Genomic DNA, 23,890 nt, shown 5'->3' with positions numbered 1-23,890 from the left:
GGCGGCCGACGCAGAGCGTGCCGCCCTCGATTCGCCATGCTGCCGACGGCAGGCTCGAAATGCTTCCCCTAGGAGCGCTTCGGCAGGAAGGGCACCATCCGCGCCAGCACCACATCCTTGTCGAAGAAGTGGTGCTTGAGCGCGCCCAGAACGTGCAGCGCCAGAACCACGTAGATCGCCTTTACCGACAATGTGTGTGCGGAACCCAGCGTTTCGGACACGCTCTCGTCCGCCAGAGGCAGGTTGGGCCACGGGATGACACCGAACAGGTCGCTCGCCGGCGCCCCGCCCGACGAGGCGGCAGCCCAGCCAAGCAGCGGCGCGCCGATCATCAGCACGTAGAAGGTCACGTGGGTGGTGCGGGCAAGGATGCGCTCCCACGCGGGCATCGCCTCCGGAAACGCCGGCCAGGGATGCGCGAAGCGCCAGCCCAGACGCACCAGGCTCAGCAGAAGAACGGTGATCCCGACTGACCGATGCAGCTCGTAATACTGCAACTTGTCGGCACTGCTCGCCTCTTCCATCCAGCCCCCGAAGGTTGCGTTGGCGAAAATCAGGACGAAGATCGTCCAGTGCAGGATGATCGATACTGTCGAGTAGCGGCTCATTTTCTCGCGCATGCTATCCTCCGCAAGGCTGGCCCGAGGCGGGCGACGCGAAGCCTAACCCGCCGGACATGCCTTTTGGAAGAGGGTTCGCGCCATCACGTTACCGCCGCCCGCTCCTGAAACTCCGGCTGCTGCCATTCGCCCGTCTCCAGCACTTGCGCGAGGTGGCGGGCGGCTTGGGCAACATCCTCGAACCGCAGGTAGGCGGGCGCGAAGCCGAGGCGCAGGACATCGGGATCGCGGAAGTCGCCGATCACGCCGCGCGCGATCAGCGCCTGCGACAGCGCGTAGGCGTTCTCGTGCCGGAAACTCAGCTGGCTGCCGCGCCGCGCGGGATCGCGGGGGCTGACCAGATCGAGATCGAGGTCGCCCACGCACTCGCGGAAGAACTCGCTCAGCGCGCGCGATTTGGCGACCAGCGCCTCCATCCCGATCTCGGCGATCAGTTCGACGCCCGATTCAAGCGCCGCCATCGCCAGCACCGGGGGCGTGCCTGCGAGCAGGCGTTTGACGCCCTCGGCAGGCTCGTACTCGTCGGAGAAGGCGAAGGGCTGCGCGTGGCCGAACCAGCCGGTCAGCGGTTGCGAAAAATCGCCGTGATGCCGCTCGGCCACGAAGGCGTAGGCGGGCGCGCCGGGGCCGCCGTTGAGGTACTTGTAGCCGCAGCCCACCGCGAGGTCGGCATTCGCGCCGTTCAGGTCCACGGGCACCGCGCCGCCTGAATGCGACAGGTCCCACAGCACGATCGCGCCAACATCCTGCGCGGCCTTCGTCAGCCGCTCCATGTCGAACATTTCGCCGGTCTTGTAGTGGACATGCGTCAGCAGCAGCAGTGCCACGCTCTCATCCAGCGCGTCGATCATCTGATCGCGCTCGGCCAGCCGCTGTTCGATCTGCGGGTGCCCCTGGATCATGTAGAGGTCGGTCGGGAAATTGCCCGGCTCGCTCAGCACCACCTTGCGGCCCGGGTTCAGCGACAGCGCCGCGCCGATCAGCTTGGCAAGGTTCACCGAAACCGAATCGCACGCGATCACCTCGTGCGCCTGCGCGCCGATCAGCGGGGCGATCTTCGCACCGACGCGCTGGGGCATGGCGATCCAGTCGCCCCCGCCGCCGGGCAGTTCGTTCCACGAGCGGATCAGGCCTTCGCCCCACTCGGTATCGATCACCTGATGCAGCCGCTCACGGGTCGCCCTGGGCAGTGGCCCCAGCGAATTTCCGTCGAGATAGATCACGCCTTCGGGCAGGTCGAACCGGTCGCGGAAATGCGCGATGGCGTCTGCGGCATCCAGCTCGCGCGCGCGCTCAAGCATATCACTCATCGGGCAGCTCCCGCAGCACCGCGCGGCACAGGCCCGCATCGCCTCCGCCCACCTTCAGCGGCAGCGCAATCAGTTCGTAGTGGCCTGCGGGCACATCATCGAGCACCAGCCCTTCGAGGATGCGCATGTCGTGCTTCAGCACCGCGAGGTGCGCGTCCATCGTCTTGCTTTCTTGCGGATCGACCGAGGGCGCGTCGGTGCCGATCAGCACCACGCCATGCGCGGCGAGCCATTCGATCGTCTCGGCGGCAACCGGCAGCCAGTCGCTGCGCCATTGGTCGTGCGGGAAGGCATCCCAGGTGCGGAACAGCACGCGGTTGGCATAATCGAGCGTGGGCAGATCGGCGATGTCGATCGCGCCCTCCACGCCGCGCGCATCGACCACGATGCAGCGCCCCAGATAGGGATCGAGACTCATGCTGGCTGCATCCGCGCCGTCGCTCGCATAGTGCAGCGGCGCATCTGCATGCGTGCCCGAATGCGTGCTCATGGTCATCCGGCCTACGTTGACGGGCGATCCGTCCTCCATCCGCCAGGTCCGCTCGAATGCGAACCCGGTATCGCCGGGCCAAACCGGAAGGCCGGGGCGTAATGTCTGCGAGATGTCCCGGACTTTAGCCATCAGAGCGCGGTCCTCACCGACAGCAGCTCAGGGAAGAACACCTCCTTCAGCACGCCTTCGAGATAGCCGACACCCGCCGTGCCGCCCGTGCCGCGCTTGAAGCCGATGATCCGTTCCACCGTCTTCAGGTGCCCGAAGCGCCAGCGCTGGAAGTGGTATTCCAGATCGACCAGCTTTTCCGCCAGCTCGTAGAGGTCCCAGTGATCGTGCGGGTTCTGGTAGATCTTGACCCATGCGGCCTCGACCGCGTCGGATTTCTCCCAGGGCTGGTCGCGGTCGCGATTCAGGACCATCTCGGGAATGTCGAACCCGCGCTTGGCCAGCAGCCGCACGGTTTCTTCGTAAAGACTGGGCCGGGCAAGCTCCGCGCGCAGCTTCTCCGCCACTTCCGGAACGGCTTCGTGCATCGTCACCATGTTCGGCTTGCGCCCGCCGAGGATGAATTCCATCAACCGGTACTGCGCGGACTGGAAGCCGCTGGAGGTGCCCAGATGCGGGCGCACCAGCGAATAGTCGTGCGGCGTCATGGTGCTCAGCACGTTCCAGCTCTGGATCAGCTGTTCCTGCGCACGGGCCACGCGGGACAGCATCTTGAAGGCAGGCCGCAGCCTGTCCTGCGCGATCGCCTCGCGCGCCGGTTCCAGTTCGTGCAGGCACAGTTTGAGCCACAGCTCACTGGCCTGATGGACGATGATGAACAGCATCTCGTCCTGCGCGTCAGAGCGGGGATGCTGCGCGCACAGAATGCGGTCGAGATCGAGATAGGAGGCGTAGGTCACCTCCTCCTGAGGGTCTTTGGCTGGCATGGCCGCTGCCCTAGCGCTTCGGAGCGTCAGCGCAAAACGGGTTCAGCAGTCGACCACCGCAACGTCCGGGTAGTGCTTGCACATGTAGTTCTTCACGATCTTGAGATTGCGGGTGTTCGACCGGAAGGCCACATCGGCCACATCGCCGACCAGCGGGACGAAACCGATCACCCCGTCGATGGCGACATTCCCGATCATCCGCGACATGTGCCATTTGGGCATGCCCAGATTGCGCGCTTCCCAGACGATGTAGGTCCCCATGGCGACCCCGAAGATGTCGCCCAGCACCGGGATCAGGCCGACGATCGCATCCATCCCGATCGGGTAGTTGATACCCGGGATCGTCATGCTGCGCTCCATCAGCTGTTCCATCATCTGGATACGGCGGTAGACCGATGCCGGATCGTTCCCGGCAGGCACTTCCACCCCGAGCAGGTTCATCTTGCGCGTATCGCCCATTCGATTCGTCCCCGATTGCCCAAACCCTGTGTCAGCGACCCCTGTTTACCATGGCTCTACCCCAGCCAACGCATAAAGCGGATGTCGGGACCACGAATTTTCCGAAAAACCTTCCAGCCCGCTGCGCACCAGCGACCAGCGTACCGGTGCGCCGAGCGGTATATAGGCCTCGCGCGCAAGAAGCGCGCCTTCGGCTTCGGCCAGCAGATTGTCCGCTTCTTCGGCGCCGCCGGCCTTCAGCGATTCGGTAACCAGCTCGTCGGCATCGGGCGAACACGGGCCGGGCAGCAGCGTGCAGTTGAACTGGTTGAGGAACCAGCGCGCACCGGGGTAGCGAGCCAGCCGGTCGATCATCACCAGGTCCGCCCCCTGCGAGAACGGGACCCGGCGCAGCTCCACGCCGATCGTCGCGAAATCGAGCGACAGCGCATTCATCAGCCGGTCCGATCCGGGCCCGTCGGGCAGCCACAGCCGCACGCGCGCATTCTGCCCGGTTGCCCGGCTCCACGCCGTCACCCGCGCTCTGGCCTGCAAGCGTCGCTGGTCGAGCGACATGCCCGGCCAGCGCTCTCCTCTCACGTTGGGATTGCCCGGCAGGCCGCCGGGCACGATCTGCGCCGAGGGTTGCCAGCCCGAGACGCTGAACTGTTCGAGCAGGGCGGCCCGGTCCACCGCCATGGACAGCGCTTCGCGGTTCTCCACCTCGGCGAGGAAGCCCTGTTCGTTGGTCACGATCATGCCGAACAGGCCCAGCGCGGGATCGAGCCGGATCGTGCCACGCGCCAGCGGCCCGGTATCGGCCAGCGGAAGGGTGAAGATCGTCCCGTCGAGCAGCGCGGCCGCGCCGCCCGCGGCAAAGGCGGCATTCGCCTCCTCCCCCGGAAGGGCGCGCAGCCGGATTGGCACGCCCGGCACCTCCCCCTCCCGTTCGGGCAGCCCCATCTCTTCGGGCGGAACGGGTGCCAGGATCGCCGTATCGCCTTCGCGCTGCAGCCGCATGGGGCCGATCGATTCGCCATCGCGGGTGATCGCCAGCTCGGGCTGGGCCAGAAGCTGGAGGAATTCGGGCATCGGACCGGTCAGCCGGATCTCGATCACGCGGCCCGTCATCGCGCGAATCTCTTCGACCTTGCGCAGATCGAGGCCGAGCGAGGTGCCCTGCAGGGCGGCGATCGTCCTGACGAGGCTGGCCCGCGCCTGCTCGGCGGTGAGCGGATCGCCATCGGACCAGGTCACCTGCCGCAGGCGGAAGATGAAGCTGCGACCGTCGTCGGTGACGATCCAGCTTTCGCCCAGCGCCGGCACCACCTCGCCTTCGGAATTGATCGCCACGATCCCCGAACTGGTCGCATCGCGGACCATTTGCGCGCCGGGCGGCAGGCGAAGGCCTTCCTCGAAGATCGATTCGGGCTGGCCTATGGTGACGACCGACAGGCCATCGTCGTCATTGCTGCCGCTGCACGCGGCGAGCGCCAGGCCGGCAAGACACGTAAGGGCAAAACGCATGGTCACGCCCGGCCTTTAGCAGGGCGAAGCGCGCGGGTCAGCGCGCTATTCTTCAGATTTTGCGAAGAGCGCTCTTGTCGACCTGGCGGGCCGAATCGGGCGCGATGGAAGACGGGCGGACATAGCGCGGCGTCTTGTCGCCGCCGGAAGCGGGCTCGCGGACCTTCTTGGAATCGATCTCGTCGTCGAACACGATCCCGAAGCGGTTGTCCTGCGTCCAGGCGACCGATCCCTTGATCGGGCCGATATTGCGCAGGTCTATCGTCAGCCGCGCGCCCCGTTCCACACTGATCGCGGCCTCGGCCATCATGCCCCCGTCGGACAGGTTGCGAACCTTCACGCGCACGGGCACGGAGCCCTCGGCAAGCGTGACATCAGCGGACAGGAAAAGGCTGTCGCGCTTCAGCGATCGGGTCTCGATGGCAGTCATGAAGCGTAGGTAACCTTCGGCTCTTGTTTCGGTTTCTCGGCTGGCCCCGTGAAGGGACGGAAACCGTTTTAGACCGACACAGCCTAAAGAAGTTTAAACGGCGCTTTACCCACTTAAGCGCCGCGCGACGGACGCTTAATCGTTGCGGGAGATCTTCTCGCGCCGCTCGTGCGCTTCCTGGGCCTCCACCGTCATGGTCGCCACGGGCCGGGCGATGAGGCGCTGCAGCCCGATCGGATCGCCGCTGACTTCGCAGTAACCGTATTCGCCCTGATCGATCCGCCGCAGCGCCGCGTCGATCTTGGAGATGAGCTTGCGCTGGCGGTCGCGCGTGCGCAGTTCGATGCCCCAGTCGGTCTCGCTCGATGCGCGATCGGTCAGATCGGGTTCGCGCAGCGGCGTTTCCTGCAGGTTCTGGAGGGTGCCGCCGGCTTCGGTACGGAGCGAGCGTTTCCATTCGATCAGCAGCTTGCGGAAGAACTCCTGCTGCCGTTCGTTCATGTATTCTTCGTCGTCCTGCGGGGTGTAATCCGCAGGCAGGGCGCGATTGGCCCGGGCAAGGATTTCGCTATCGCTTAGCGCTGTCGCGGCCATCTCGTCCTTTACCCTTTTCGGTCCAATCGACTCTCGCCTGCCTTGCGGCATTGGTCTCGCGCCGCGGCTCTTAGCATCCATGCATGGGCGAACAAGCGCTTATCCCGGCTCGCGCCATTGCCGGACGCGCTTTGGGGGCGGGCGGCTGAACACGCGGCGAATGGCTTGTTGCCCCCGCCTGCCACCACGAAGCCGCAGAAATCCGCGCCCGGTTTAACCCTCTGTTTACCATAAGAGGGTTGAAAGGAATCTGCGGGCCAAACCCGCGATGAAGGGGACGCAACAACGACGACGCAAGAATGACAGGGGATTTCACATGCGACTGACTGCGATCGAGACTGCCGATGCCCAACCGGCGCCGGCCAATATTGCCGACATCACCATTGCCCGGCTGATCGGCGACGCCACCCAGGGCGATGCGGAAGCCTGCTACGAACTGGGCGTGATCTGGTCGACTGGCGGGCACGGGCTCGACTGCGACCTGATAGAGGCGCACCAGTGGTTCAATCTCGCCGCAGCTCAGGGCCATCAGGAAGCCGCCTGGTGCCGGGCCGACATTTCCGACGAGATGACCGCGCGCGAAATCGCCGAAGCGCAGCGCCGTGCGCGGCAGTGGCTCAGCGACCACCGCCGGGTTGCCTGACCTATCAGGGATTCTTGAAAGGCGTGCGCGCCTCCAGAAAATTCTGCTCCGCGTCGATGCCCTGCGCCTCGCGCTCGAGAAATTCCGCCACCGCCTCGCGCAAGCCGGGGTCGGCGATGAAATGGGCAGAGCGCGTCTGTACCGGCGCATAGCCACGGGCGAGCTTGTGCCCGCCCTGCGCCCCTGCCTCGACGCGCGATAGGCCGCGCGCGATGGCCGCATCAATCGCCTGATAATAGCACAACTCGAAATGCAGGAAGGGTATGTCCATGCGGCATCCCCAGTAGCGCCCGAAAAGCGTGGTCTCGCCGATCACGTTCATGGCGCCCGCCACCGGCTCCCCATCCAGAAAAGCGAAGATCAGCAGGATCTTCTCGGCCATCCGCTCGCCCAGCAGCGTGAATGCCTCGCGCGTCAGGTAGGGCGTGCCCCACTTTCTCGCCCCGGTATCCTGGTAGAATTCCCAGAAGGCATCCCACACATCCTCGGTCAGGTCGGCGCCGGTAAGATGGCGGATTTCCACCGCCTCGCGAGCCCGCGCGCGCTCCTTTCTCAGATTCTTGCGCTTGCGGCTGGCAAGCGAATCGAGAAAGGCATCGAAATCTGCGTAGCCGCGGTTTTCCCAGTGGAACTGCAGATCGCTGCGAATCAGCCAGCCCGCCGCCTTGAACAGCGCCTCCTGCTCGGGCGCGATGAAGGTGGCGTGCGCGCCCGACAGGCCATGCTCCAGGCATACCTGCTCCGCTGCGCGCAGCAGCGGTGCGGCAAAGGCTTCCTCGCCTTCCCGCTCGCCGCATAGCAGGCGTGGCCCCGTCGCAGGCGTGAAAGGTACGGCGATCTGCAGCTTGGGGTAATAGCGCCCGCCCGCGCGCTCGTAGGCATCCGCCCAGCCCTGATCGAACACATATTCGCCCCGGCTGTGCATCTTGAGATAGCTTGGCAGAGCGGCGTGGATCGTACCGCTGTCGTCCGCAATCGTGACCGGGGCGGCCTGCCACCCCGTGCCCGGGCCAACGCTGCCCGAATCCTCCATGGCAGAGAGAAACGCGTGGCTGACGAAGGGATTGTTCGTGCCCGCCAGCCGATCCCACTCGCCAGCGTCTATCCCTGCAACGCCGCCATGAATCCGGGCCGTGAGTTCGAAATCCGCCATCTGCGCAATATAGGCCGCGACCGGCCGCCGTGCAGGGGCGACTTTGGCCCGCCCCTGCGGGCGCAATCAGTCGGTCAGCGCAATCACCGCGTCGATTTCCACTGCGACGCCCAGCGGCAGGGCCGGCACGCCCACGGCGGCGCGCGCGTGGCGGCCCGCTTCGCCGAAAATGTCGAACATCAGTTCGGACGCGCCATTGGCGACCTTGGGCTGGTCGGTGAAATCGGGCGTGGAGTTTACGAAGGCGCCCAGTTTCACGACCCGCTCCACCCGGTCGAGCGAAACGCGCGCATTCTGCAACTGGGCCAGGATCATCAGCCCGCAGGCGCGTGCGGCGTCTATCCCTTCCGAAAGGCTCACGTTTTCGCCCAGCCGCCCGACCACCAGTTCTCCGTCGATAAAGGGCAGCTGGCCCGAGATGTAGGCGACGTTGCGGCTCACGGCGACGGGCACGTAGCTGGCCACTGGGGCGGCCGCTTCGGGCAGGGTGATGCCGAGCTTGTCGAGACGGCTTTGGATGCTCATGCGGGTTTCTCCAGGTTTTCCAGTATCCATGGCAGGGCTTCGTCCCACCGGTCGATCCGCGCGTGCGCATCGCCCGCCTTCGCACCGCACGCAATATGCGGGGCGAGGTCGGGCTCTCCGCAAAGGTGCAGGCGCAGCGTATCGGGGGCGAGTTCGCGCGCGGAATTGTGATGCTGCGACAGGTCGTCGATGAACACCGTGCGCCGGGGGCCGTATTCCTCGACGATGCGGGCGATCGCGCCGCCTTTCGGCCCCTGGTTGGTGTAGACCTTCGCATCGATCCCGTGCCGGGCCAGCTGGCGCGCGCGGTCTTCCTGCCGGTGATCGAGCAGGTTCGTCAGCACGACCACGTCCGCTTTCTCGGCGAGCTGGCCGTAAGCCTCGATAGCGCCCTCGACCGGGTCCTGCCGGTCCATCTCGCTATCGAAGAAGGCGTTGAGCAGGCGCCAGATCTCTTTTTGCTCCACCACCGTGCCATCCTCGCGCCGGGTCAGCGCGCGGGCGAAATCGGACTGGAAGGCGAAGTCTATGTCGTGGGCCTCGCCCAGCCATTCGCGGAAATGGGCGACCATGCGCAGCAGCACCTCGTCGCAATCGGTGATGACCAGCGGGCGGGCCTGGGTGGAAGCGGCTTGCGTGGAAGTGGCGTTCATGCGGAGAGTTTCCGGTGGGCTGCAATGATATCTTCGGGCGCCACGTTCAGCGCGTCGGCCGCCAGTACGAGATCGGGTTCGTGCCCGGCGAGGAATTCGAGCACGGCGGCCTGCACGCGGCGTTCACCCAGGCCATCGCGCAGGATTTCCGGCGTCAGCCCGGTCAGCGCGAGCAGGCGATCCGCCCGCTTCTCGTCGGTCAGGATCCAGCCGAGTGCGGACAGGGCCAGCGTCTCCGCTCCGTCGTGTCCGGATGCGCCATGCTCGGAATTATCGGGCGGTGTGATTGTCATGCGGTCGGTGGCTGGCCTATTCGTGGCGGAAGCTAGGGAGGTGGCGAGACGTGGCAAAGCGTATCCTCGTTGTCGAGGACAACGATCTCAACCGCAAATTGTTCTGCGACGTACTGCGCGCCAAGGGGTACGAGGTGCTCGGCTGTTCCGACGGCAACACGGTGATCGAGGCGGCCCGCCGTTTCCGGCCCGATCTGGCGATCATGGACATTCAGCTGCCGCATGTCTCCGGCCTCGACCTGATCGCGCAGATGAAGGCCGACGCGCAGCTCTCGGGCGTGCCCGTGCTCGCCGTGACGGCCTATGCCGGCAAGGGGGACGAGGAGCGCATCCGGGCCGCAGGCGCGGAGGATTATCTCGCCAAGCCCGTCTCCATCGTGCCCTTTTCGGCGAAGGTCGTGGGGCTCATCGGGGAATAGCGCGTGCGCACCCGGCCTGCGGGTACGCTTGACAAATGCCGGGCTAACAAGCTTTGCCCGGCGCCAAGAGGACACCGAAGGAATCCCGCTATGGACCGTGCCGAAATCGACCGGCGAATCCGCACCCTGATCGAGCCGTTCAACAAGAACGGCGTCACGATTACCGACGACACCACCTTCCAGGGCGACCTGGAGTTCGACAGCCTGACCGTGATGGATTTCGTCGCCGCGATCGAGGACGAATTCGACATCATCATCAGCATGAACCAGCAGGCCGAGATCGAGACCTACGGCCAGCTCGTCGATGCGGTGAAGAAGCTGGTCGACGCGGAATGAGCGAAGGTATCAGCCAGCCGGACCAGCCGGTGACGCGCGAAGCACGCGCGAAGGGCGATCTGTTCGCCAAGTTCGACGAGCTGATCCAGATGCGCGAGGGTCTGCTGGCCAGCGGGGTGGAAGACCCGTTCAATCTTGTGATGGAAAAGGTCCTCTCCCCCACCCGCGCAATCTGCAACGGGCGCGAGACGATCCTGCTGGGCACCTACAACTACATGGGCATGACCTTCGATCCGGACGTGATCGAGGCGGGCAAGCAGGCGCTGGAGGAATTCGGCAGCGGGACCACCGGCAGCCGCGTGCTGAACGGGACGTATCAGGGCCACAAGGAGTGCGAGGACGCGCTCAAGGAATTCTACGGAATGGACCACGCGATGGTCTTTTCCACCGGGTACCAGGCCAACCTCGGCATCATCTCCACCATCGCCGGCAAGGGCGATTACGTGGTGCTGGATATCGACAGCCACGCATCGATCTACGACGGCTGTTCGATGGGCCGGGCGGAGATCGTGCCTTTCCGCCACAACGATATCGAGGCGCTGGAAAAGCGGCTCAAGCGCATTCCCGCCGATGCGGGCAAGCTGGTCGTCCTCGAAGGCGTCTATTCGATGCTCGGCGACGTTGCTCCGCTGAAGGAAATGGTCCGCATCTCCAAGGAAGCGGGTGCGATGGTGCTGGTCGACGAAGCGCATTCGATGGGCTTCATCGGCGAACATGGCCGGGGCGTGGCCGAGGATCAGGGCGTGCTGGACGATGTCGATTTCGTGATCGGCACCTTCTCGAAGAGCGTGGGCACGGTGGGCGGCTTCTGCGTCTCCAACCACCCCGATTTCGAGATCATGCGGCTGGTCTGCCGCCCCTACGTGTTCACCGCCAGCCTGCCGCCCAGCGTGGTCGCCACCGCCGCGACCTCGATCCGCAAGCTGATGCACGGGTCGAACAAGCGCGCGCACCTGTGGGAGAACTCCAAGCGGCTGCACTCCGGCCTCAAGGATCTGGGCTTCCAGCTCGGCACCGACGAGCCGCAGAGCGCCATCGTCGCGGTGATCATGCCCGACCTGACCAGGGGCGCGCAGATGTGGGAAGCGCTGCTGAAGGAAGGGCTCTACGTCAATCTCGCCCGCCCGCCCGCCACGCCCGCCAACATGACGCTGCTGCGCTGTTCGCTGTGCGCCGAGCATAGCGAGGAAGAGGTCTCGACGATCCTTGGCATGTTCGAACGCGCGGGCAAGGCGGTCGGGATCATCTGATGCGGCGGAAAGCGCGCCTCGCGCTTGCTGCCTTCGCCGCCAGCGCGCTTGCCTGCGGGCCCGCCTCAGGCATCGTCGTCCGGCACGACGCGCCGCCATCGCTCTATCGCGCGCAGGCGAGCGAGATTCCCGCGCTGGCCGACTGGCCCGGCAGCGGGCACGGTGTCCTGATCGCGCCCGGCTGGGTGCTGACCGTCGCACATACCGTGGCGGGCGATCGCCCTGAAAGCGTTTCGATCGGTGGGCGGGACCGGGCGGTGGCGGAGGTGATCCTGCACCCCGACTATGCGCCACCCACGGGGCCGGGTCCGGACGGTTCGATCAAGCCCATCATGGATGCAAGCTTCGTGATGCGTGACATCGCGCTGGTCCGCCTGCGCAACCCGCTGACCGATGTCGCGCCGGTCGCGTTCCACGAAGGCAGAGTTGCGCCGGGCGATGTGGTGACCCTGTTCGGTAAGGGCCAGGGTGGAACCGGGCTGAGCGGCGCACTGGGAATCCACCCGCAACGCGGATCGCTGCGCCGCGCGCGCAACGAGATTTCGCAGGTCCTGCCCGAATGGATCGGGATCACCTTCGAACGCGGAGACGCCGCGCTGCCCGACGAGGGCTCGATCGGGCGCGGCGACAGCGGCGGGCCGCTGATGATGGTGAAGGACGGCCGGCTGGAACTGGTCGCCCTCGCCTCATGGACCTACTGGGACGGCGCGCCGGAAGACTATCGGGCCGGGGCATACGGCCTGACGACCTACCACACCCGCGTCTCCGCCTTCCGTGACTGGATTGCCGAGACGACGGGTGCAGGCGCGGCGCCTTCCTAGGCGTTTGCAGGCGTTCGCCGCACGGGCTTCACCGGGATGCGCAGATAGGCAACGCCATTGTCCTGCGCTTCGGGAAAGCGCCCGGCACGGATGTTGACCTGGACGGAGGGGAGCAGCAGCCGCGGTACCGCAAGATCGCTGTCGCGCTCCTCGCGCATGGCCACGAACTCGTCTTCGCTCACACCGTCGTGCACGTGCACGCTGCTGCGCTTCTGTTCGCCCACGGTCGTTTCCCAGGCATAATCCTCGCGGCCCGGCGCCTTGTAGTCGTGGCACATGAACAGCCGCGTTTCCTCGGGCAGCGCAAGGATGCGCCGGATCGAGCGGTAGAGCTGGTGCGCATCGCCGCCGGGGAAGTCCGCCCGCGCGGTGCCGAAATCGGGCATGAACAGCGTATCGCCCACGAACACCGCGTCCTCGATCTTGTAGGCGACGTCCGCGGGGGTGTGGCCGGGCACGTGGAGCACTTCCACGTTCAGAGACCCGATCGTGAAGGTCTCTCCATCCTCGAAGAGGTCATCGAAATCCGACCCGTCGGTCTTCAGATCGTCCAGTCCGAAGACCGGGCGGAAGATCTTCTGCACGTCGCGGATATGGGCGCCGATGCCGATCTTGGCGCCGGTCATCGCCTTGATAAAGGGCGCTGCGCTCAGATGGTCGGCGTGGGCGTGGGTTTCGAGCACGCGCTCGACCGTCACACCTTCCTCCTCGGCCGCAGCGAGAATCGCTTCGGCAGAGCGCACATCCGCCTCGCCCGAGGCGAGATCGAAGTCGAGCACGGGGTCGATCACCGCCCCATGGGAGGTCTCCGGGTCCCAGACCAGATAGCTGACCGTGTTGGTCGGCTCGTCGAAAAAGGCACGAATGCGGGGGTTGGTCATGATGCGTCTCCTTCGTTTTCGTCGTTGACGCTTGACATATATTAGCGATTGCTTATTTAGCAAGTGCTAATGGAAAACGACACTCTCCTCGCCCCCGCAGACCTCGCCACGTTCGAGGCCAATGCATCTTCCGTCGCCGAGCTGCTCAAGGCGCTCGGCAACACGCGTCGCCTGATGGTGATGTGCAAGCTGGCCGAACATGGCGAGTTGCGGGTGAACGCGCTCGCCGAAGAGGTCGGCCTGTCGCAGTCCGCGCTTTCGCAGCACCTTGCGAAGATGCGGGCGGAAGGCCTGGTCGACTTCCGGCGCGAGGCGCAGACCGCCTGGTACCGCATCGCCGACCCGCGCTGCCGCACCCTGCTGGCGACCCTTCACGATCTCTATTGTCAGGAGTGACCCCCATGACCGCTACCCCCAACACCCCCAAAACCATCTCCCCCGATGAAGCCCGCCGCCTGATCGACGAGGGCGCGCGTCTGGTCGATATTCGCGGGCCGGACGAGTTTGCCCGCGCCCGCGCAAAGGACGCGGAAAATCGCCCGCTCGACCGGATCGACCGGATCGATTGCGATGGCCCGATCGTGTTCATGTGCCGATCCGGCATGCGCACCGGCAGCAATGCGGGGCAGCTTGCGGGCTGCCACCCGGGCGAGGCCTTCCTGCTCGAAGGCGGACTGGAAGCATGGCGCAAGGCCGGCCTGCCGGTGGAGGAAGATCGCAGCCAGCCGCTCGAACTGATGCGGCAGGTGCAGATCGCCGCGGGTTCGCTGGTTTTGCTCGGCGTCATCCTGGGTCTCGCGCTCGCCCCCGGCTGGTTCGCGCTGTCCGGCTTTGTCGGCGCGGGGCTGGTCTTCGCAGGCACGACCGGCTGGTGCGGAATGGCCCGGCTGCTGTCGGTGATGCCGTGGAACCGGCGCGCGAGCGCCGCCTGACGCGAGGCGACTTTTGAAATGGACATGGCCACCATCATCCTCACCCTGCTTTCCGGCGGTGTGATCGGCTTCGTGCTGGGGCTGGTCGGCGGCGGCGGCTCGATTCTGGCCGTCCCGCTGCTGGTCTATGCCGTGGGGATGAAATCGCCCCACATGGCGATCGGCACCGCTGCGGTGGCCGTGGCCCTCAATGCGCTGGTCGGCCTGGTCGGCCATGCGCGCGCGGGCAATGTCCGCTGGCAATGCGCGCTCAGCTTCGCGCTCGCCGGATCGGCAGGCGCGGCACTGGGTGCGGAAGCGGGCAAGGCTTTCGACGGTCAGCGGCTGCTCGGCCTGTTCGGCGCGCTGATGGTCGTTGTCGCTCTCCTGATGCTCAGGAAGCGGCGTTCTGCCGAGAATCCCGCAGTCCGGATGACGCGCGACAATGCGCGGCCGATGCTCGCCCGGATCCTGCCCACGGGCCTCGGCACCGGGCTGCTGGCCGGGTTTTTCGGCATTGGCGGCGGCTTCCTGATCGTGCCCGGCCTGGTGTTCGCAACCGCCATGCCCCTTTCGCTGGCGATCGGCAGTTCGCTCGTCGCGGTAAGCGCCTTCGGGCTGACGACCGCCGGATCCTATGCCCTGTCCGGGCTCGTCGACTGGGTTGTGGTCGGCTGGCTGGTGGCAGGCGGCGTCGCCGGCAGCGTGCTGGGCCGCGCGGCAGGCACCCTTCTCGCCGGGCACAAGCGGGTGCTGGAAGTAGGCTTCGCGATCCTCGTCGCAGGTGTGGGCCTGTGGGTGATTGCCGGATCGCTGGGCTGGCAGGGCGTCTGACCGTTTCGGTCACAGAACCGCCGGAACCGCTTGCCGCTCCTCTCGTCTGTCAGAGACACAAGGAGATTACCGAAATGGCAAATATCAGCGGCGGCAGTGCGAAATACGAAGGCTTCGGCAAGGACGGCAAGGGCCATGTCTCGACCGAGTCCGGCGCGCTCGACAACCAGCCCTATGGCTTCAACACCCGTTTCGAGGATGCGCCGGGCACCAACCCGGAAGAGCTTATCGCCGCAGCACATGCCAGCTGCTTCACCATGGCGCTCGCCTTTCAGCTCGCGGACAAGGGGCATTCGGACGGCACGATCGAGACGACCTGCAAGGTTACGCTGGAAAAGGACGGCGACGGATTCAGGGTCAGCAAGTCCGCCCTTTCCGTGAAGGGCGGCGGCGACGGGCTGGACAAGGCGACGTTCGAGGAATGCGCGAAGACCGCCAAGGACAACTGCCCGCTCTCCAAGCTGCTCGATACCCAGATCACGCTGGAGACCGAATTTACCGGCTAACGGCGTGTGGCGGCTTTCCGCCTAGAAGTCTTCCAGCGTGGCACTGGCGCAGGGATCATTCGCGGTCTCTGCGTCATCGTCGTGCCCCAGCTGCGTGATGACGAGGAAGCCACCCACCACCAGCACCACGAACAGCGTGGTCAGCGGCACCAGATACTTGTCGATGAACTTCTTGATCGGCGCCCCGAACAGGCGGAACAGCACGCCCACCGTCAGGAAGATCAGCCCGCGCCCGGCGATGCTGGCGATGATGAAGGTGGCGAGGTTCATGCTGACGAAGCCCGCGGTGATCGTCATCAGCTTGTAGGGAATGGGCGTGCTGGCGGTGGCAAAAACCGCCCAGCCCCCGTTCGCATTCACCGTGCAGGCGGCCCACGGGAACGCCTCCGTATATCCCAGCACGCCCAGCAGCCACAGACCGATGCTTTCATAAAGCAGCGCACCGATCGCGTATCCGAACAGGCCGCCAATCACCGAAGCGACGGTGCAGATCAGGGCATAGCGGATCGCCTTCTTCGGTTCGGCGAGGCACATCAGGCCAAGCAGCGGATGCGGCGGGATCGGGAAGAAGCTCGATTCGACGAAGGCGAACAGCGCGAGCCAGCCCTGCGCATGCGGATGCGCCGCCTTCTCCATCGTCCATTCGTATAGTCCGCGCAGCATGGCCACTTCCTGTCCCTCGGCCCGATATCGTGGCCAGTCCCCGCTTTACCGCCGCTTAGGCGACCCCAGGGGGCCGTGCAAGCGAAACGGCGGTCGCTTAGTTTACCTATCTGGTTATTTTGTGATTGACATCGCAACGCTCTTCGGTTAGGCAACAAGAACATCGCGATGGTGCGGACGCCTCGAACGGGCACAGCCTCTCGCGCCCTCACAGCCACTGCCACCTCGGGGCTTCCCATTCATGACCAGCAACAGGCGCGCCTCCCCGGCAAAGGCGGGGGCACGCACGAACCTGCGCGTCACCGATACGCAGAAGAGCGCCGAGGGTGAGGGCCCGGCCAACAGGCACTGGCGGACATACTTCCTTCAGGCGCTTGCCGCGACCTCGAACGTCACCGCGTCGGCGAAGCAGGCCGGCGTATCTTCCGCTCGCGCCTACAAGGCCCGGCGCGAGCATGCGGATTTCGCGGCGGCGTGGAGGGCCGCGCTTTACGAGGGGTACGAGCATCTCGAGATGGAGGTGCTCGCCTGCCTGCGCGGGCAGGACCCGGAGCGCAAGCTGGATGTGGCCAATGCCATCCGTCTGCTGGCCGCCCATCGCGAGACCATCGCCGCCGAACGCGCGAAGCGCCAGGGGCAGGACGAAGCCGCCGTTTTTGCGGCTCTGGAGCGCAAGCTCGCAACGATCCGCACGCGCCTGACCGGGACCGAGGCGCCAGCGCAGGGCGACAAGGACGGCGCCGGGAGCCACCGATGACGGCCGATACGCTGGGCGCCCTCCTCTCCCTGGCACCCGCAGCGCGGTTCGACTGGTATGCATCGCTGACGCACGAGGAGGCGCGGGCCATCGCCTTCTACTGGCCGCTGTGGGCGCGGCCCGAACAGCTGCCACCCGCGGGCGACTGGCACACATGGCTGGTCTGCGCCGGGCGGGGCTTCGGCAAGACCCGGGCCGGCGCGGAATGGGTGCGGCTGACCGCGCGCAGCGAGCCGGAGGCGCGGATCGCACTGGTCGGCGCGTCACTGGCCGAAGTGCGCAGCGTGATGATCGAGGGCGAAAGTGGCATCCTGGCAGTGTCGCCCCCCGGGACGGCGCCTGCTTGGGAGCCGAGCCTTCGCCGCCTGACCTGGGCAAACGGAGCGCAAGCCATCTGCTACTCCGCCGCCGAGCCCGAGAGCCTGCGCGGGCCGCAGCACGGGTTCGCCTGGTGTGACGAAATCGCCAAATGGGATAATTCGGGAGAGCGAGCGGTTGCCGCATGGGACAACCTTCTGATGGGCCTGCGGCTGGGCGAGACCCCCCGCGTCGCCGCCACCACCACGCCGCGCGCCGTACCGCTGGTCCAGCGCCTGCTTGGCGAGGATGACGTCGTGGTGACGCGCGGCACCACGTGGGACAACGAGCGAAATCTCCCCACCCGCTTCCTCAACCGGATGCGCCGCCAGTTCGGCCGCACCACGCTGGGGCGGCAGGAGCTGGACGGAGAACTGCTGAGAGATATCGAAGGCGCACTGTGGAGCCGCGCGCTGCTGGAGACGTGCCGCCAGACTCCCCCTCTCCTTCAGGGGAGGGGGTCGGGGGGTGGGGCCTTGAACTTCGCCCGCATCGTGATCGGCGTAGATCCTCCCGCCAGCGCGCAAGGCGATGCCTGCGGGATCGTGGCATGCGGCGTGGACGAAGAAGGCGTTGCAACCGTGCTCGCCGACGAAACCGTGGCGCGCGCCTCGCCCGAGAAATGGGCGCGAGCGGTGGCAAGAGCCGCCGCGAAATGGGACGCCGACCGCGTAATCGCCGAAGCCAACCAGGGCGGCGCGATGGTCGAAAGCGTGCTGCGCGCAGCGGATGTTGGTCTGCCGGTCAAGCTGGTCCACGCCAGCCGCGGCAAGACCGCCCGCGCCGAACCGGTCGCCGCGCTCTACGAAGCAGGCCGCGTGCGCCACGCCGGACTGTTTGCGAAGCTGGAGGATCAGATGTGCGGGCTTACCATTGGCGGAGGCTATGAGGGCCCGGGAAGATCGCCCGACCGCGCCGACGCGCTGGTCTGGGCGCTGACCGAGCTGATGCTGGGACGGACCGGAAGGCCCGGCATCAAAGCCCTATAAATGCTGCTGGGTACACTTTGAGACCATGCCTTTTTGAAGTTCATTCAATGGCGCATGGGCGCGGATCGAGACAATCGTCGGGTTCGGATATTCGTGAACAACGGAGATGCTCGTTCCATCTTCAGCGCGATAGCCACCCGATCCTGGAGCGCCGACCCGGCCCGCGGCGATCGCGAAAGACTCGACACCGGGGAAATAGGTTTCGACACCGATCCGCTCGAAGCAACGCATGATGTTACTCGAGCTCAGGCGAGATGTTTCCCGATAGACAAGGGGCGCAGTGCCGACGGGTTCGCCGATCGAATCGCACGAGGCAAGACCGCTCAGGGCGAACAGGCCGCCTGTCAGCAGGCGGATCACTCCTGCATATCCGCCAGGCAGTCCCTGAACGCCTCGAACTCGGCCACGCTTTCGCCCGTCTGCGCCTCGAAGCCGGTATTTCTGTCGACCGAAAGCGAGAAGCGGCCGTGGACCGGATCGACCAGCCACAACAGGTCAGCGGTGCCCATGTCGGCGATATAGCCGCTCGAAAAATCGCCCTCGTAGCCGTCGCGGTAGGTCACCGGACCGCTCGTCGAGGTATTGAAGCCCAGGTAGATATAGCCGTCGCGGGTCTGCCCCGGGGTAGCGGCGGCGTCCCTGAACATGAGGCCGATCTGGGCATTGCCGTCGGCATCGGCGCGCATGAGCAACGCCCTGTCCGCGCCGCGCACTTCGATGCGGCATCCTTCGTCCGATGCCTCGACCACATGCTCGGGCCCCTGCGCGAATGCAGGCTGAGCCATGGCCACCGCAGCGAACGCTGCCCAACAAACAGATAGACGAAACTTCATCACTTCCCCCTCGGGCGCGTTTGCCCGGGGGAAGTTCCTGATCCCGGGAGACGCCTTGTGTCCATGTTTACCGACCTGATCTCCGCCTTCAAGGGCGGGGGCAGCGCCCGCGTGCCTATCGCGCGCGGCTTCGCCTCGCCCTGGGCGAGTGCGTTCGAGATGCACGGGGCGTCCGCTCCGCCGTTCGATTATGCGACCAGCCTGCATGCCGGATATGCCTCCAACCCGGTCGCGCAGAGGGCGGTGCGGATCGTGGCCGAGGGGGTGGGGGCCGCGCCCGTCTCCACCGATGCGGACGAGCTGCTGACGCTGGTCACTGCGCCCAGCGCGGGCCAGTCGCTGGTCGAGACCATCGCCGCGCACCTGCTGCTGCACGGCAATGCCTTCATCCAGATCCTTAAGGACGCCAGCGGCAGGCCGGTCGAGCTGTTCGCGCTGCGGCCCGAGCGGGTGACGATCCGCCAGCGCGCCGATGGCTGGCCGGAAAGCTTCGCCTACCACCTCGGCGCGCAGACGCATGTGATCCCGCTGGAGGACGAGGACGGCTGGCCCGAGCTGATCCATCTCAAATGCCTCAACCCCGGTGACGATCACTATGGCGCAGGCGCGCTCAGCGCCGCCGCTCAGGCCATCGCGATTCACAACGCGGCGAGCCGCTGGAACCATGCGTTGCTTGAAAACGCGGCACGGCCCTCGGGCGCACTGGTCTATGCGCCGGGCGACGGACAGGGGCTAAGCGCCGACCAGTTCGAACGGCTCAAGGCCGAACTCGCCAGCGCCTTCCAGGGCAATGGCAATGCGGGACGGCCGATGCTGCTCGAAGGGGGGCTTAGCTGGCAGAGCATGGCCCTGAGCCCCGCCGACATGGATTTCGCAACGCTCAAAGCGGCGGCGGCCCGCGACATTGCGCTTGCCTTCGGGGTGCCGCCGATGCTGCTCGGCCTGCCGGGCGACAACACCTATTCGAATTACCGCGAGGCCAACCGCGCACTGTGGCGGCTCACGCTGCTGCCGCTGGCGGACAAGATCTTCGGCGGGCTCGCCGCCGGGATGGCACCCTGGTTCGACGGAGCGAACATCGCAGTCGATCTCGACCGGGTGCCCGCGCTTTCCGAGGATCGCGAACGGCTGTGGAAGCAGGTCAGCGAAGCAGACTTCCTGACCGACGAGGAACGCCGCGCGATGCTGGGGCTAGAGCGGCCATAGTGATGGCACGTCGCCCCGATAATTCTCGGTGAAGCTGCACTCGCCGAGGTCGTAATGATAGCTTCCTCCGCGATCCAGGCAGGCGTCCGCCGCCCAGAAATCAATCGCATTCAGATAGCCGAGATACGCGATCACCGGCGCGGCCAAGGCTGCCGCGAAGATCACCATTCGGCGCGATTTCAGCATTCTCACCCCCCTTTTGTGCACCGATCCTGCCCCATCCGAAGAGGCTAGTGAACCCATGACCAACGAAGACATGCTCGCCGCGCTTCTGGCGCAGGCGCGGACCGAAGGCGCCGAACTCGTCACCCTGCGCGCCATTGCGGAGGAAGCAGGCGAACTGGGTGCCAACCGTGCGCTGGTGCGGATCGGCCTGTCGGACGAAGCGGCCTCGGGCGATATCGACGAGCTGCGCGAGCTGTTGCAGGCCTGGCGCGATGCCAAGGCGAGCGCGTGGAAGGCCGCGATCGAGTGGCTGGTTCGCGGCATGTGTGCGCTGCTGCTGCTCGGCATCGCAGTGCGGCTCGGTGTGCCGGGGCTGCTCAAGTGAGGTCCGTGGCCAACCTTCCCGGACCCGTTCGTGGTGAGCCTGTCGAACCGCGAACGGGGCGCTGGGTTCGCCCATCGACAAGCTCAGGACGAACGGATCAGCCAGTGCTGAGGATCGCCGGATACGCGGCGCTGTTCGATGTTGCCGATGCGGCGCGCGACACGATCCGGCCCGGTGCCTTCACCGCCACGCTCGCCCGAAACAGCGAGCCACTGCCCCTCTACTGGCAGCACGACCCGCGCCACCGGATCGGGACGGTCGAACGGATTGGCGAGGATGCGCGCGGGCTGAGAGTCGTGGCCTGGATCGACCGGCCCGCCAGCCGCGCAGCCGCGATGCTGGCCGCGCGCTCCGTCACCGGGCTCAGCTTCGGCTACCGCGCAAGGCTAGCGCACCATGGGCAACAGGGCCGCGAGCTGCTTGCCGTCGACCTCATCGAAATCAGCCTCGTCACCCACCCGCTGCAACACGGCGCCCGGGTGCATCTGGTCGCCTGAACCGACCGACCGCTTCGCTCTCCGCCCCTCCCCCAACCCCCTCGCCTTCAAGGAGAGGGGGCTTTTCCCGTGCCCGAAAGAAAGGTTCTTCATGGATATTCAGACCCCGATTACCGAGACCACCGCCGACCCGCTGGACGCCAGCTTCGATATCGTCGCCCGGCAGGACGCGCTGGAAGAGAACGTCGCGACAATCCGCACCGATCTCGACGAGGTGAAGGCCCGCGTCGACAGGATTGGTCGCGCCGCGCAGCGCCCCGTGCTGGGCTCGGGCGACAGCGCACCCGCCGAAGTGAAGGGCTTCGTCGATGGCTACCTGCGACGCGGCGCGACGCATGAAATCAAGTCGCTCTCCGGCACCACGCCCGGTGACGGCGGCTATGCGGTCCCCCGCCAGATCGACGCGATGATCGTCCGCGAGCTGACCGACATCAGCCCTATCCGCGCCATCGCTCAGGTGGTCCAGACCGGCACCGCGGGTTATCGCAAGCTCATCTCCACCGGCGGCACCGCGAGCGGCTGGGCGAGCGAGATCGGCGAGCGTGGCGAAACCGACACGCCGACCTTCGCCGAAATCGCCCCGCCGAGCGGCGATCTCTACGCCAACCCGGCGGCATCGCAGTCGATGCTCGACGACGCAGCCTTCGACCTCGAAACCTGGCTGGCGAGCGAGATCGCGATGGAATTCGCGCAGGCAGAGGGTGCGGCCTTCGTCAATGGCAGCGGCACCAACCAGCCCAAGGGCTTCCTGCAGGCGACCACCTCCACGCTGGGCGATAGCTCCCGCGCTTTCGGCTCGCTCCAGTATATCGGCACGGGCGATGCGATCGGGCTGGGAAGCGACCCGGACCTGACGCTGATCGATCTCGTCCATACGCTGAAGGCAGGGCACCGGCAGGGCGCCGCCTTCGTGATGAATTCCGCCACCTTGGCGCAGGTGCGCAAGCTCAAGACCAGCGACGGTGCGTTCCTGTGGCAGCCGGGCCTGGTCGAGGGCCAGCCCGACCGGCTGCTGGGCTATCCGGTGATCGAGGCGGAAGACATGCCGGACATTGCGGCGGACGCATACCCGATCGCCTTCGGCAATTTCCGCCACGGCTACCTGATCGCGGAGCGCAGCGCGACGCAGGTGCTGCGCGATCCCTTCAGCAACAAGCCCTTCGTCCACTTCTACGCGACCAAGCGGATCGGCGGGCAGGTGCTCGATAGCGCAGCGATCAAGCTGCTGCGCATCGAGGCCTGACGCTGACAGGGTGCGGGGCCTTGGACCCCGCACCCTGCGCGCCCGCGCCGCACGCCAATCTCCGGCTTTCCCCTTGGCCGTTCGAGAACCCGGCGGCGCGGGCGCCTTCCCTTTGACCCATCAAGGAGACCGCCACGATGCGCACCATCCTGGCCGGCGGCGATCTCTCGCCAGCGCTGGCAGAACTCAAGCACTGGCTCGGCATCACGCGAACCGCTGACGATGCGCAGCTGACCGCGCTGATCGGCGCAGCCGTGGAAGCGTGCGAGCGCTTCACCGGCCTCACCCCGCTCGCCTCGACCATCGAGGAAACCCGCGATGCGAGCCACGAATGGACGCGCCTGACGACCATGCCGATTGCGCAGGTGATGAGCGTGGAATTGCTCGACAGCGAAGGCGTGCGCACCGTGCTGGGTGAAGACGAGTACGATCTGCACCTGTCTGGCGACGGTGCGGGGCAGCTGCGTTTGCGCCGCGGGCCTTTCGTCAGCCGTGTCGTGCTGACGCTGGAGGCGGGGCCCGCACCCGACTGGGCCTCGCTCCCCGATGGGCTGCGCCACGGCATCCTGCGCTTCGCCGCATTTCTCCACCGCGAGGGCGAGCAGGGCGCCAGCGAACCGCCAGCAGCCATCGCCGCACTGTGGCGCCCGTGACGGCGGCTGAGAATCGCATGATCCGGGTAAGACTTCCCGCGCTCGACCGGCTTGCGCATGCTCTGGAACGCCGCGCGCTGCGCCGCCTGCAGGCACGCGCCCGCCGCTCGGGCAGCCAATACTGGCACGCGCCCGACAGGCTCTGGCCCGACTTCGGAGACGATTGATGGAAACCCAACTGCGCGCCGCGCTGCTCGACCATCTGCGCGCCGACCCCGCGATCGCTTCCGCGCTCAACATTATCGACGAAGCGGAGGTCGAACGGGCGAGCGCCCCCTGGCTCGCGCTGGTCGCCAGCGCCTCCGCCGACTGGAGCACCAAGACGCTTGCGGGCCGCGAGGTTCGGGTCGCGCTCGAGCTGCGCCTTCATGGCGACGATCCCGCGACCGGTGCGCAGCTGGCCGAACGGCTCGACGAGCGCGCGCTTGCGTTGCCCGCCGAACAGAGCGGTTTTCACGTGGTCAGCGCCAGCTTCCTGCGCGGCCGCGCCGAACGCAGGCCCCGCAATGCTCGCGCACACCTGCGCGAATACCGCTTCCGCCTCCTCGCTTCCGAATGATCCAGAAAGGT

35 protein-coding genes are annotated in these 23,890 nt (G+C 66.3%); 18 read left to right on the top strand and 17 right to left on the bottom strand.

What is annotated here, in order from left to right:
- Positions 1-68: 68 nt before the first annotated feature.
- From ADAD_RS0103490 to dksA, 8 genes are all read right to left on the bottom strand, one after another.
- A complete protein-coding gene (locus tag ADAD_RS0103490; protein ID WP_010409761.1) occupies positions 69-620 on the bottom strand; it encodes a cytochrome b in 552 nt (183 codons plus the stop codon).
- Between the two features lie 83 nt (positions 621-703).
- Positions 704-1,921 (bottom strand): kynureninase, encoded by a 1,218-nt coding sequence (gene kynU, locus ADAD_RS0103485; protein ID WP_010409757.1) that lies wholly within the window; start codon positions 1,919-1,921, stop codon positions 704-706.
- A 1-nt stretch (position 1,922) separates the two neighbouring features.
- Positions 1,923-2,552, bottom strand: a complete 630-nt coding sequence (kynB, locus tag ADAD_RS0103480) for an arylformamidase (protein WP_029139883.1) — start codon at positions 2,550-2,552, stop codon at positions 1,923-1,925.
- On the bottom strand, positions 2,552-3,358 hold the full coding sequence (locus ADAD_RS0103475) for a tryptophan 2,3-dioxygenase (RefSeq protein ID WP_010409749.1): 807 nt from the start codon (positions 3,356-3,358) through the stop codon (positions 2,552-2,554). Before ADAD_RS0103475 ends, kynB begins: the two co-directional genes overlap by 1 nt.
- Before the next feature lie 42 nt (positions 3,359-3,400).
- The gene (locus ADAD_RS0103470) at positions 3,401-3,817 is read right to left on the bottom strand and encodes a DUF4112 domain-containing protein (RefSeq protein ID WP_010409745.1); all 417 of its coding nucleotides are present in this window, start codon (positions 3,815-3,817) and stop codon (positions 3,401-3,403) included.
- A 45-nt stretch (positions 3,818-3,862) separates the two neighbouring features.
- Positions 3,863-5,323, bottom strand: coding sequence for an ABC transporter substrate-binding protein (locus ADAD_RS0103465; RefSeq protein WP_010409740.1), 1,461 nt, complete (start codon positions 5,321-5,323; stop codon positions 3,863-3,865).
- Positions 5,324-5,375: 52 nt separating this feature from the next.
- Positions 5,376-5,753 (bottom strand): PilZ domain-containing protein, encoded by a 378-nt coding sequence (locus ADAD_RS0103460; RefSeq protein WP_010409738.1) that lies wholly within the window; start codon positions 5,751-5,753, stop codon positions 5,376-5,378.
- A 135-nt stretch (positions 5,754-5,888) separates the two neighbouring features.
- Positions 5,889-6,347, bottom strand: coding sequence for an RNA polymerase-binding protein DksA (dksA, locus tag ADAD_RS0103455; protein ID WP_010409735.1), 459 nt, complete (start codon positions 6,345-6,347; stop codon positions 5,889-5,891).
- Positions 6,348-6,663: 316 nt separating this feature from the next.
- On the opposite strand from dksA, the gene ADAD_RS0103450 reads away from it, so the two are divergent.
- Entirely contained in the window at positions 6,664-6,990 is a 327-nt protein-coding gene (locus ADAD_RS0103450; RefSeq protein WP_010409732.1) for an SEL1-like repeat protein, read from the top strand.
- 4 nt (positions 6,991-6,994) lie between these two features.
- Here ADAD_RS0103450 and ADAD_RS0103445 read toward each other — a convergent pair whose 3' ends face one another.
- The 4 genes from ADAD_RS0103445 to ADAD_RS0103430 all read right to left on the bottom strand — a co-directional run bounded on the left by ADAD_RS0103445 (position 6,995) and on the right by ADAD_RS0103430 (position 9,614).
- Positions 6,995-8,143: a GNAT family N-acetyltransferase gene (locus ADAD_RS0103445; RefSeq protein WP_029139882.1), complete on the bottom strand. Its 1,149-nt coding sequence runs from the start codon at positions 8,141-8,143 to the stop codon at positions 6,995-6,997.
- A 66-nt stretch (positions 8,144-8,209) separates the two neighbouring features.
- On the bottom strand, positions 8,210-8,668 hold the full coding sequence (locus tag ADAD_RS0103440; protein WP_010409727.1) for a RidA family protein: 459 nt from the start codon (positions 8,666-8,668) through the stop codon (positions 8,210-8,212).
- Positions 8,665-9,321, bottom strand: a complete 657-nt coding sequence (locus tag ADAD_RS0103435; protein ID WP_010409724.1) for a hypothetical protein — start codon at positions 9,319-9,321, stop codon at positions 8,665-8,667. Before ADAD_RS0103435 ends, ADAD_RS0103440 begins: the two co-directional genes overlap by 4 nt.
- Entirely contained in the window at positions 9,318-9,614 is a 297-nt protein-coding gene (locus ADAD_RS0103430; RefSeq protein WP_010409721.1) for a DUF3572 domain-containing protein, read from the bottom strand. Before ADAD_RS0103430 ends, ADAD_RS0103435 begins: the two co-directional genes overlap by 4 nt.
- 50 nt (positions 9,615-9,664) lie before the next feature.
- Here ADAD_RS0103430 and ADAD_RS0103425 point away from each other — a divergent pair, with 50 nt between their 5' ends.
- The 4 genes from ADAD_RS0103425 to ADAD_RS0103410 all read left to right on the top strand — a co-directional run bounded on the left by ADAD_RS0103425 (position 9,665) and on the right by ADAD_RS0103410 (position 12,440).
- Positions 9,665-10,033, top strand: coding sequence for a response regulator (locus tag ADAD_RS0103425; protein WP_010409716.1), 369 nt, complete (start codon positions 9,665-9,667; stop codon positions 10,031-10,033).
- A 90-nt stretch (positions 10,034-10,123) separates the two neighbouring features.
- A complete protein-coding gene (locus ADAD_RS0103420; protein WP_010409712.1) occupies positions 10,124-10,369 on the top strand; it encodes an acyl carrier protein in 246 nt (81 codons plus the stop codon).
- Positions 10,366-11,619 carry a serine palmitoyltransferase gene (spt, locus tag ADAD_RS0103415; RefSeq protein ID WP_010409709.1) on the top strand — a complete coding sequence of 418 codons (1,254 nt, stop codon included), beginning with the start codon at positions 10,366-10,368 and terminating at the stop codon, positions 11,617-11,619. Before ADAD_RS0103420 ends, spt begins: the two co-directional genes overlap by 4 nt.
- Positions 11,619-12,440: a S1 family peptidase gene (locus ADAD_RS0103410; RefSeq protein ID WP_010409706.1), complete on the top strand. Its 822-nt coding sequence runs from the start codon at positions 11,619-11,621 to the stop codon at positions 12,438-12,440. Before spt ends, ADAD_RS0103410 begins: the two co-directional genes overlap by 1 nt.
- On the opposite strand, the gene ADAD_RS0103405 is transcribed toward ADAD_RS0103410, so the two are convergent.
- Positions 12,437-13,321: an MBL fold metallo-hydrolase gene (locus ADAD_RS0103405; protein WP_010409703.1), complete on the bottom strand. Its 885-nt coding sequence runs from the start codon at positions 13,319-13,321 to the stop codon at positions 12,437-12,439. The genes ADAD_RS0103410 and ADAD_RS0103405 overlap by 4 nt on opposite strands.
- A gap of 69 nt (positions 13,322-13,390) precedes the next feature.
- On the opposite strand from ADAD_RS0103405, the gene ADAD_RS0103400 reads away from it, so the two are divergent.
- From ADAD_RS0103400 to ADAD_RS0103385, 4 genes are all read left to right on the top strand, one after another.
- The gene (locus ADAD_RS0103400; protein WP_010409701.1) at positions 13,391-13,717 is read left to right on the top strand and encodes an ArsR/SmtB family transcription factor; all 327 of its coding nucleotides are present in this window, start codon (positions 13,391-13,393) and stop codon (positions 13,715-13,717) included.
- A gap of 5 nt (positions 13,718-13,722) precedes the next feature.
- Positions 13,723-14,253: a rhodanese family protein gene (locus ADAD_RS0103395; RefSeq protein ID WP_010409700.1), complete on the top strand. Its 531-nt coding sequence runs from the start codon at positions 13,723-13,725 to the stop codon at positions 14,251-14,253.
- A gap of 18 nt (positions 14,254-14,271) precedes the next feature.
- Positions 14,272-15,066 (top strand): sulfite exporter TauE/SafE family protein, encoded by a 795-nt coding sequence (locus ADAD_RS0103390; protein ID WP_010409697.1) that lies wholly within the window; start codon positions 14,272-14,274, stop codon positions 15,064-15,066.
- Between the two features lie 74 nt (positions 15,067-15,140).
- Entirely contained in the window at positions 15,141-15,572 is a 432-nt protein-coding gene (locus ADAD_RS0103385) for an OsmC family protein (protein WP_010409692.1), read from the top strand.
- Positions 15,573-15,593: 21 nt separating this feature from the next.
- Here the strand turns inward: ADAD_RS0103385 and ADAD_RS0103380 are convergent, their stop codons facing one another.
- Complete coding sequence (locus ADAD_RS0103380; RefSeq protein ID WP_029139877.1) at positions 15,594-16,235, bottom strand: YqaA family protein; 642 nt, start codon at positions 16,233-16,235, stop codon at positions 15,594-15,596.
- A 241-nt stretch (positions 16,236-16,476) separates the two neighbouring features.
- Between ADAD_RS0103380 and ADAD_RS0103375 the strand changes: the two genes are divergently transcribed.
- Positions 16,477-16,992, top strand: coding sequence for a hypothetical protein (locus ADAD_RS0103375; RefSeq protein ID WP_010409686.1), 516 nt, complete (start codon positions 16,477-16,479; stop codon positions 16,990-16,992).
- A complete protein-coding gene (locus ADAD_RS0103370; RefSeq protein ID WP_010409684.1) occupies positions 16,989-18,338 on the top strand; it encodes a DNA-packaging protein in 1,350 nt (449 codons plus the stop codon). The genes ADAD_RS0103375 and ADAD_RS0103370 overlap by 4 nt, the downstream gene beginning before the upstream one ends.
- Here the strand turns inward: ADAD_RS0103370 and ADAD_RS0103365 are convergent.
- Both ADAD_RS0103365 and ADAD_RS0103360 read right to left on the bottom strand, forming a co-directional pair.
- Positions 18,333-18,698: a hypothetical protein gene (locus tag ADAD_RS0103365; protein ID WP_010409680.1), complete on the bottom strand. Its 366-nt coding sequence runs from the start codon at positions 18,696-18,698 to the stop codon at positions 18,333-18,335. The two genes, ADAD_RS0103370 and ADAD_RS0103365, sit on opposite strands and share 6 nt — an antisense overlap.
- A complete protein-coding gene (locus ADAD_RS0103360) occupies positions 18,695-19,123 on the bottom strand; it encodes a hypothetical protein (protein ID WP_010409677.1) in 429 nt (142 codons plus the stop codon). The genes ADAD_RS0103365 and ADAD_RS0103360 overlap by 4 nt, the downstream gene beginning before the upstream one ends.
- Before the next feature lie 105 nt (positions 19,124-19,228).
- Here ADAD_RS0103360 and ADAD_RS0103355 point away from each other — a divergent pair, with 105 nt between their 5' ends.
- Positions 19,229-20,377, top strand: a complete 1,149-nt coding sequence (locus tag ADAD_RS0103355; protein ID WP_029139876.1) for a phage portal protein — start codon at positions 19,229-19,231, stop codon at positions 20,375-20,377.
- Here ADAD_RS0103355 and ADAD_RS0103350 read toward each other — a convergent pair.
- A complete protein-coding gene (locus tag ADAD_RS0103350) occupies positions 20,363-20,563 on the bottom strand; it encodes a hypothetical protein (RefSeq protein WP_139020323.1) in 201 nt (66 codons plus the stop codon). The genes ADAD_RS0103355 and ADAD_RS0103350 overlap by 15 nt on opposite strands.
- 55 nt (positions 20,564-20,618) lie before the next feature.
- Here ADAD_RS0103350 and ADAD_RS0103345 point away from each other — a divergent pair, with 55 nt between their 5' ends.
- The 6 genes from ADAD_RS0103345 to gp17 all read left to right on the top strand — a co-directional run bounded on the left by ADAD_RS0103345 (position 20,619) and on the right by gp17 (position 23,879).
- Positions 20,619-20,927 (top strand): DUF6127 family protein, encoded by a 309-nt coding sequence (locus ADAD_RS0103345; RefSeq protein WP_010409669.1) that lies wholly within the window; start codon positions 20,619-20,621, stop codon positions 20,925-20,927.
- Between the two features lie 107 nt (positions 20,928-21,034).
- Positions 21,035-21,424 (top strand): HK97 family phage prohead protease, encoded by a 390-nt coding sequence (locus ADAD_RS0103340; RefSeq protein WP_029139875.1) that lies wholly within the window; start codon positions 21,035-21,037, stop codon positions 21,422-21,424.
- Positions 21,425-21,515: 91 nt separating this feature from the next.
- Positions 21,516-22,667 (top strand): phage major capsid protein, encoded by a 1,152-nt coding sequence (locus tag ADAD_RS0103335; RefSeq protein WP_010409662.1) that lies wholly within the window; start codon positions 21,516-21,518, stop codon positions 22,665-22,667.
- A 137-nt stretch (positions 22,668-22,804) separates the two neighbouring features.
- A complete protein-coding gene (locus ADAD_RS0103330; protein ID WP_010409660.1) occupies positions 22,805-23,320 on the top strand; it encodes a head-tail connector protein in 516 nt (171 codons plus the stop codon).
- A 17-nt stretch (positions 23,321-23,337) separates the two neighbouring features.
- On the top strand, positions 23,338-23,487 hold the full coding sequence (locus ADAD_RS17065) for a hypothetical protein (RefSeq protein WP_192807569.1): 150 nt from the start codon (positions 23,338-23,340) through the stop codon (positions 23,485-23,487).
- Positions 23,487-23,879, top strand: coding sequence for a tail completion protein gp17 (gene gp17, locus ADAD_RS0103320; protein WP_010409655.1), 393 nt, complete (start codon positions 23,487-23,489; stop codon positions 23,877-23,879). The genes ADAD_RS17065 and gp17 overlap by 1 nt, the downstream gene beginning before the upstream one ends.
- The last annotated feature ends 11 nt before the right edge of the window (positions 23,880-23,890 follow it).

The organism is Citromicrobium sp. JLT1363 (assembly GCF_000186705.1).
Lineage (GTDB): Bacteria > Pseudomonadota > Alphaproteobacteria > Sphingomonadales > Sphingomonadaceae > Alteriqipengyuania.
Note: the sequence above shows the minus strand (reverse complement) of the source record. Positions and strands in the feature narration are given on the sequence as shown.

Coding starts and splice junctions, on each gene's coding strand:
- ADAD_RS0103460 (WP_010409738.1), bottom strand. CDS start 5,753: ATGACTGCCATCGAGACCCGATCGCTGAAGCGCGACAGCCTTTTCCTG.
- ADAD_RS0103350 (WP_139020323.1), bottom strand. CDS start 20,563: ATGCTGAAATCGCGCCGAATGGTGATCTTCGCGGCAGCCTTGGCCGCG.
- ADAD_RS0103385 (WP_010409692.1), top strand. CDS start 15,141: ATGGCAAATATCAGCGGCGGCAGTGCGAAATACGAAGGCTTCGGCAAG.
- ADAD_RS0103400 (WP_010409701.1), top strand. CDS start 13,391: ATGGAAAACGACACTCTCCTCGCCCCCGCAGACCTCGCCACGTTCGAG.
- ADAD_RS0103445 (WP_029139882.1), bottom strand. CDS start 8,143: ATGGCGGATTTCGAACTCACGGCCCGGATTCATGGCGGCGTTGCAGGG.
- ADAD_RS0103435 (WP_010409724.1), bottom strand. CDS start 9,321: ATGAACGCCACTTCCACGCAAGCCGCTTCCACCCAGGCCCGCCCGCTG.
- ADAD_RS0103395 (WP_010409700.1), top strand. CDS start 13,723: ATGACCGCTACCCCCAACACCCCCAAAACCATCTCCCCCGATGAAGCC.
- gp17 (WP_010409655.1), top strand. CDS start 23,487: ATGGAAACCCAACTGCGCGCCGCGCTGCTCGACCATCTGCGCGCCGAC.
- ADAD_RS0103405 (WP_010409703.1), bottom strand. CDS start 13,321: ATGACCAACCCCCGCATTCGTGCCTTTTTCGACGAGCCGACCAACACG.
- ADAD_RS0103420 (WP_010409712.1), top strand. CDS start 10,124: ATGGACCGTGCCGAAATCGACCGGCGAATCCGCACCCTGATCGAGCCG.
- ADAD_RS0103410 (WP_010409706.1), top strand. CDS start 11,619: ATGCGGCGGAAAGCGCGCCTCGCGCTTGCTGCCTTCGCCGCCAGCGCG.
- ADAD_RS0103450 (WP_010409732.1), top strand. CDS start 6,664: ATGCGACTGACTGCGATCGAGACTGCCGATGCCCAACCGGCGCCGGCC.
- ADAD_RS0103440 (WP_010409727.1), bottom strand. CDS start 8,668: ATGAGCATCCAAAGCCGTCTCGACAAGCTCGGCATCACCCTGCCCGAA.
- ADAD_RS0103370 (WP_010409684.1), top strand. CDS start 16,989: ATGACGGCCGATACGCTGGGCGCCCTCCTCTCCCTGGCACCCGCAGCG.
- ADAD_RS0103335 (WP_010409662.1), top strand. CDS start 21,516: ATGGATATTCAGACCCCGATTACCGAGACCACCGCCGACCCGCTGGAC.
- spt (WP_010409709.1), top strand. CDS start 10,366: ATGAGCGAAGGTATCAGCCAGCCGGACCAGCCGGTGACGCGCGAAGCA.
- ADAD_RS0103390 (WP_010409697.1), top strand. CDS start 14,272: ATGGACATGGCCACCATCATCCTCACCCTGCTTTCCGGCGGTGTGATC.
- ADAD_RS0103465 (WP_010409740.1), bottom strand. CDS start 5,323: ATGCGTTTTGCCCTTACGTGTCTTGCCGGCCTGGCGCTCGCCGCGTGC.
- ADAD_RS17065 (WP_192807569.1), top strand. CDS start 23,338: ATGATCCGGGTAAGACTTCCCGCGCTCGACCGGCTTGCGCATGCTCTG.
- ADAD_RS0103330 (WP_010409660.1), top strand. CDS start 22,805: ATGCGCACCATCCTGGCCGGCGGCGATCTCTCGCCAGCGCTGGCAGAA.
- ADAD_RS0103430 (WP_010409721.1), bottom strand. CDS start 9,614: ATGACAATCACACCGCCCGATAATTCCGAGCATGGCGCATCCGGACAC.
- ADAD_RS0103490 (WP_010409761.1), bottom strand. CDS start 620: ATGCGCGAGAAAATGAGCCGCTACTCGACAGTATCGATCATCCTGCAC.
- dksA (WP_010409735.1), bottom strand. CDS start 6,347: ATGGCCGCGACAGCGCTAAGCGATAGCGAAATCCTTGCCCGGGCCAAT.
- kynB (WP_029139883.1), bottom strand. CDS start 2,552: ATGGCTAAAGTCCGGGACATCTCGCAGACATTACGCCCCGGCCTTCCG.
- kynU (WP_010409757.1), bottom strand. CDS start 1,921: ATGCTTGAGCGCGCGCGCGAGCTGGATGCCGCAGACGCCATCGCGCAT.
- ADAD_RS0103475 (WP_010409749.1), bottom strand. CDS start 3,358: ATGCCAGCCAAAGACCCTCAGGAGGAGGTGACCTACGCCTCCTATCTC.
- ADAD_RS0103360 (WP_010409677.1), bottom strand. CDS start 19,123: ATGGCTCAGCCTGCATTCGCGCAGGGGCCCGAGCATGTGGTCGAGGCA.
- ADAD_RS0103375 (WP_010409686.1), top strand. CDS start 16,477: ATGACCAGCAACAGGCGCGCCTCCCCGGCAAAGGCGGGGGCACGCACG.
- ADAD_RS0103470 (WP_010409745.1), bottom strand. CDS start 3,817: ATGGGCGATACGCGCAAGATGAACCTGCTCGGGGTGGAAGTGCCTGCC.
- ADAD_RS0103380 (WP_029139877.1), bottom strand. CDS start 16,235: ATGCTGCGCGGACTATACGAATGGACGATGGAGAAGGCGGCGCATCCG.
- ADAD_RS0103345 (WP_010409669.1), top strand. CDS start 20,619: ATGACCAACGAAGACATGCTCGCCGCGCTTCTGGCGCAGGCGCGGACC.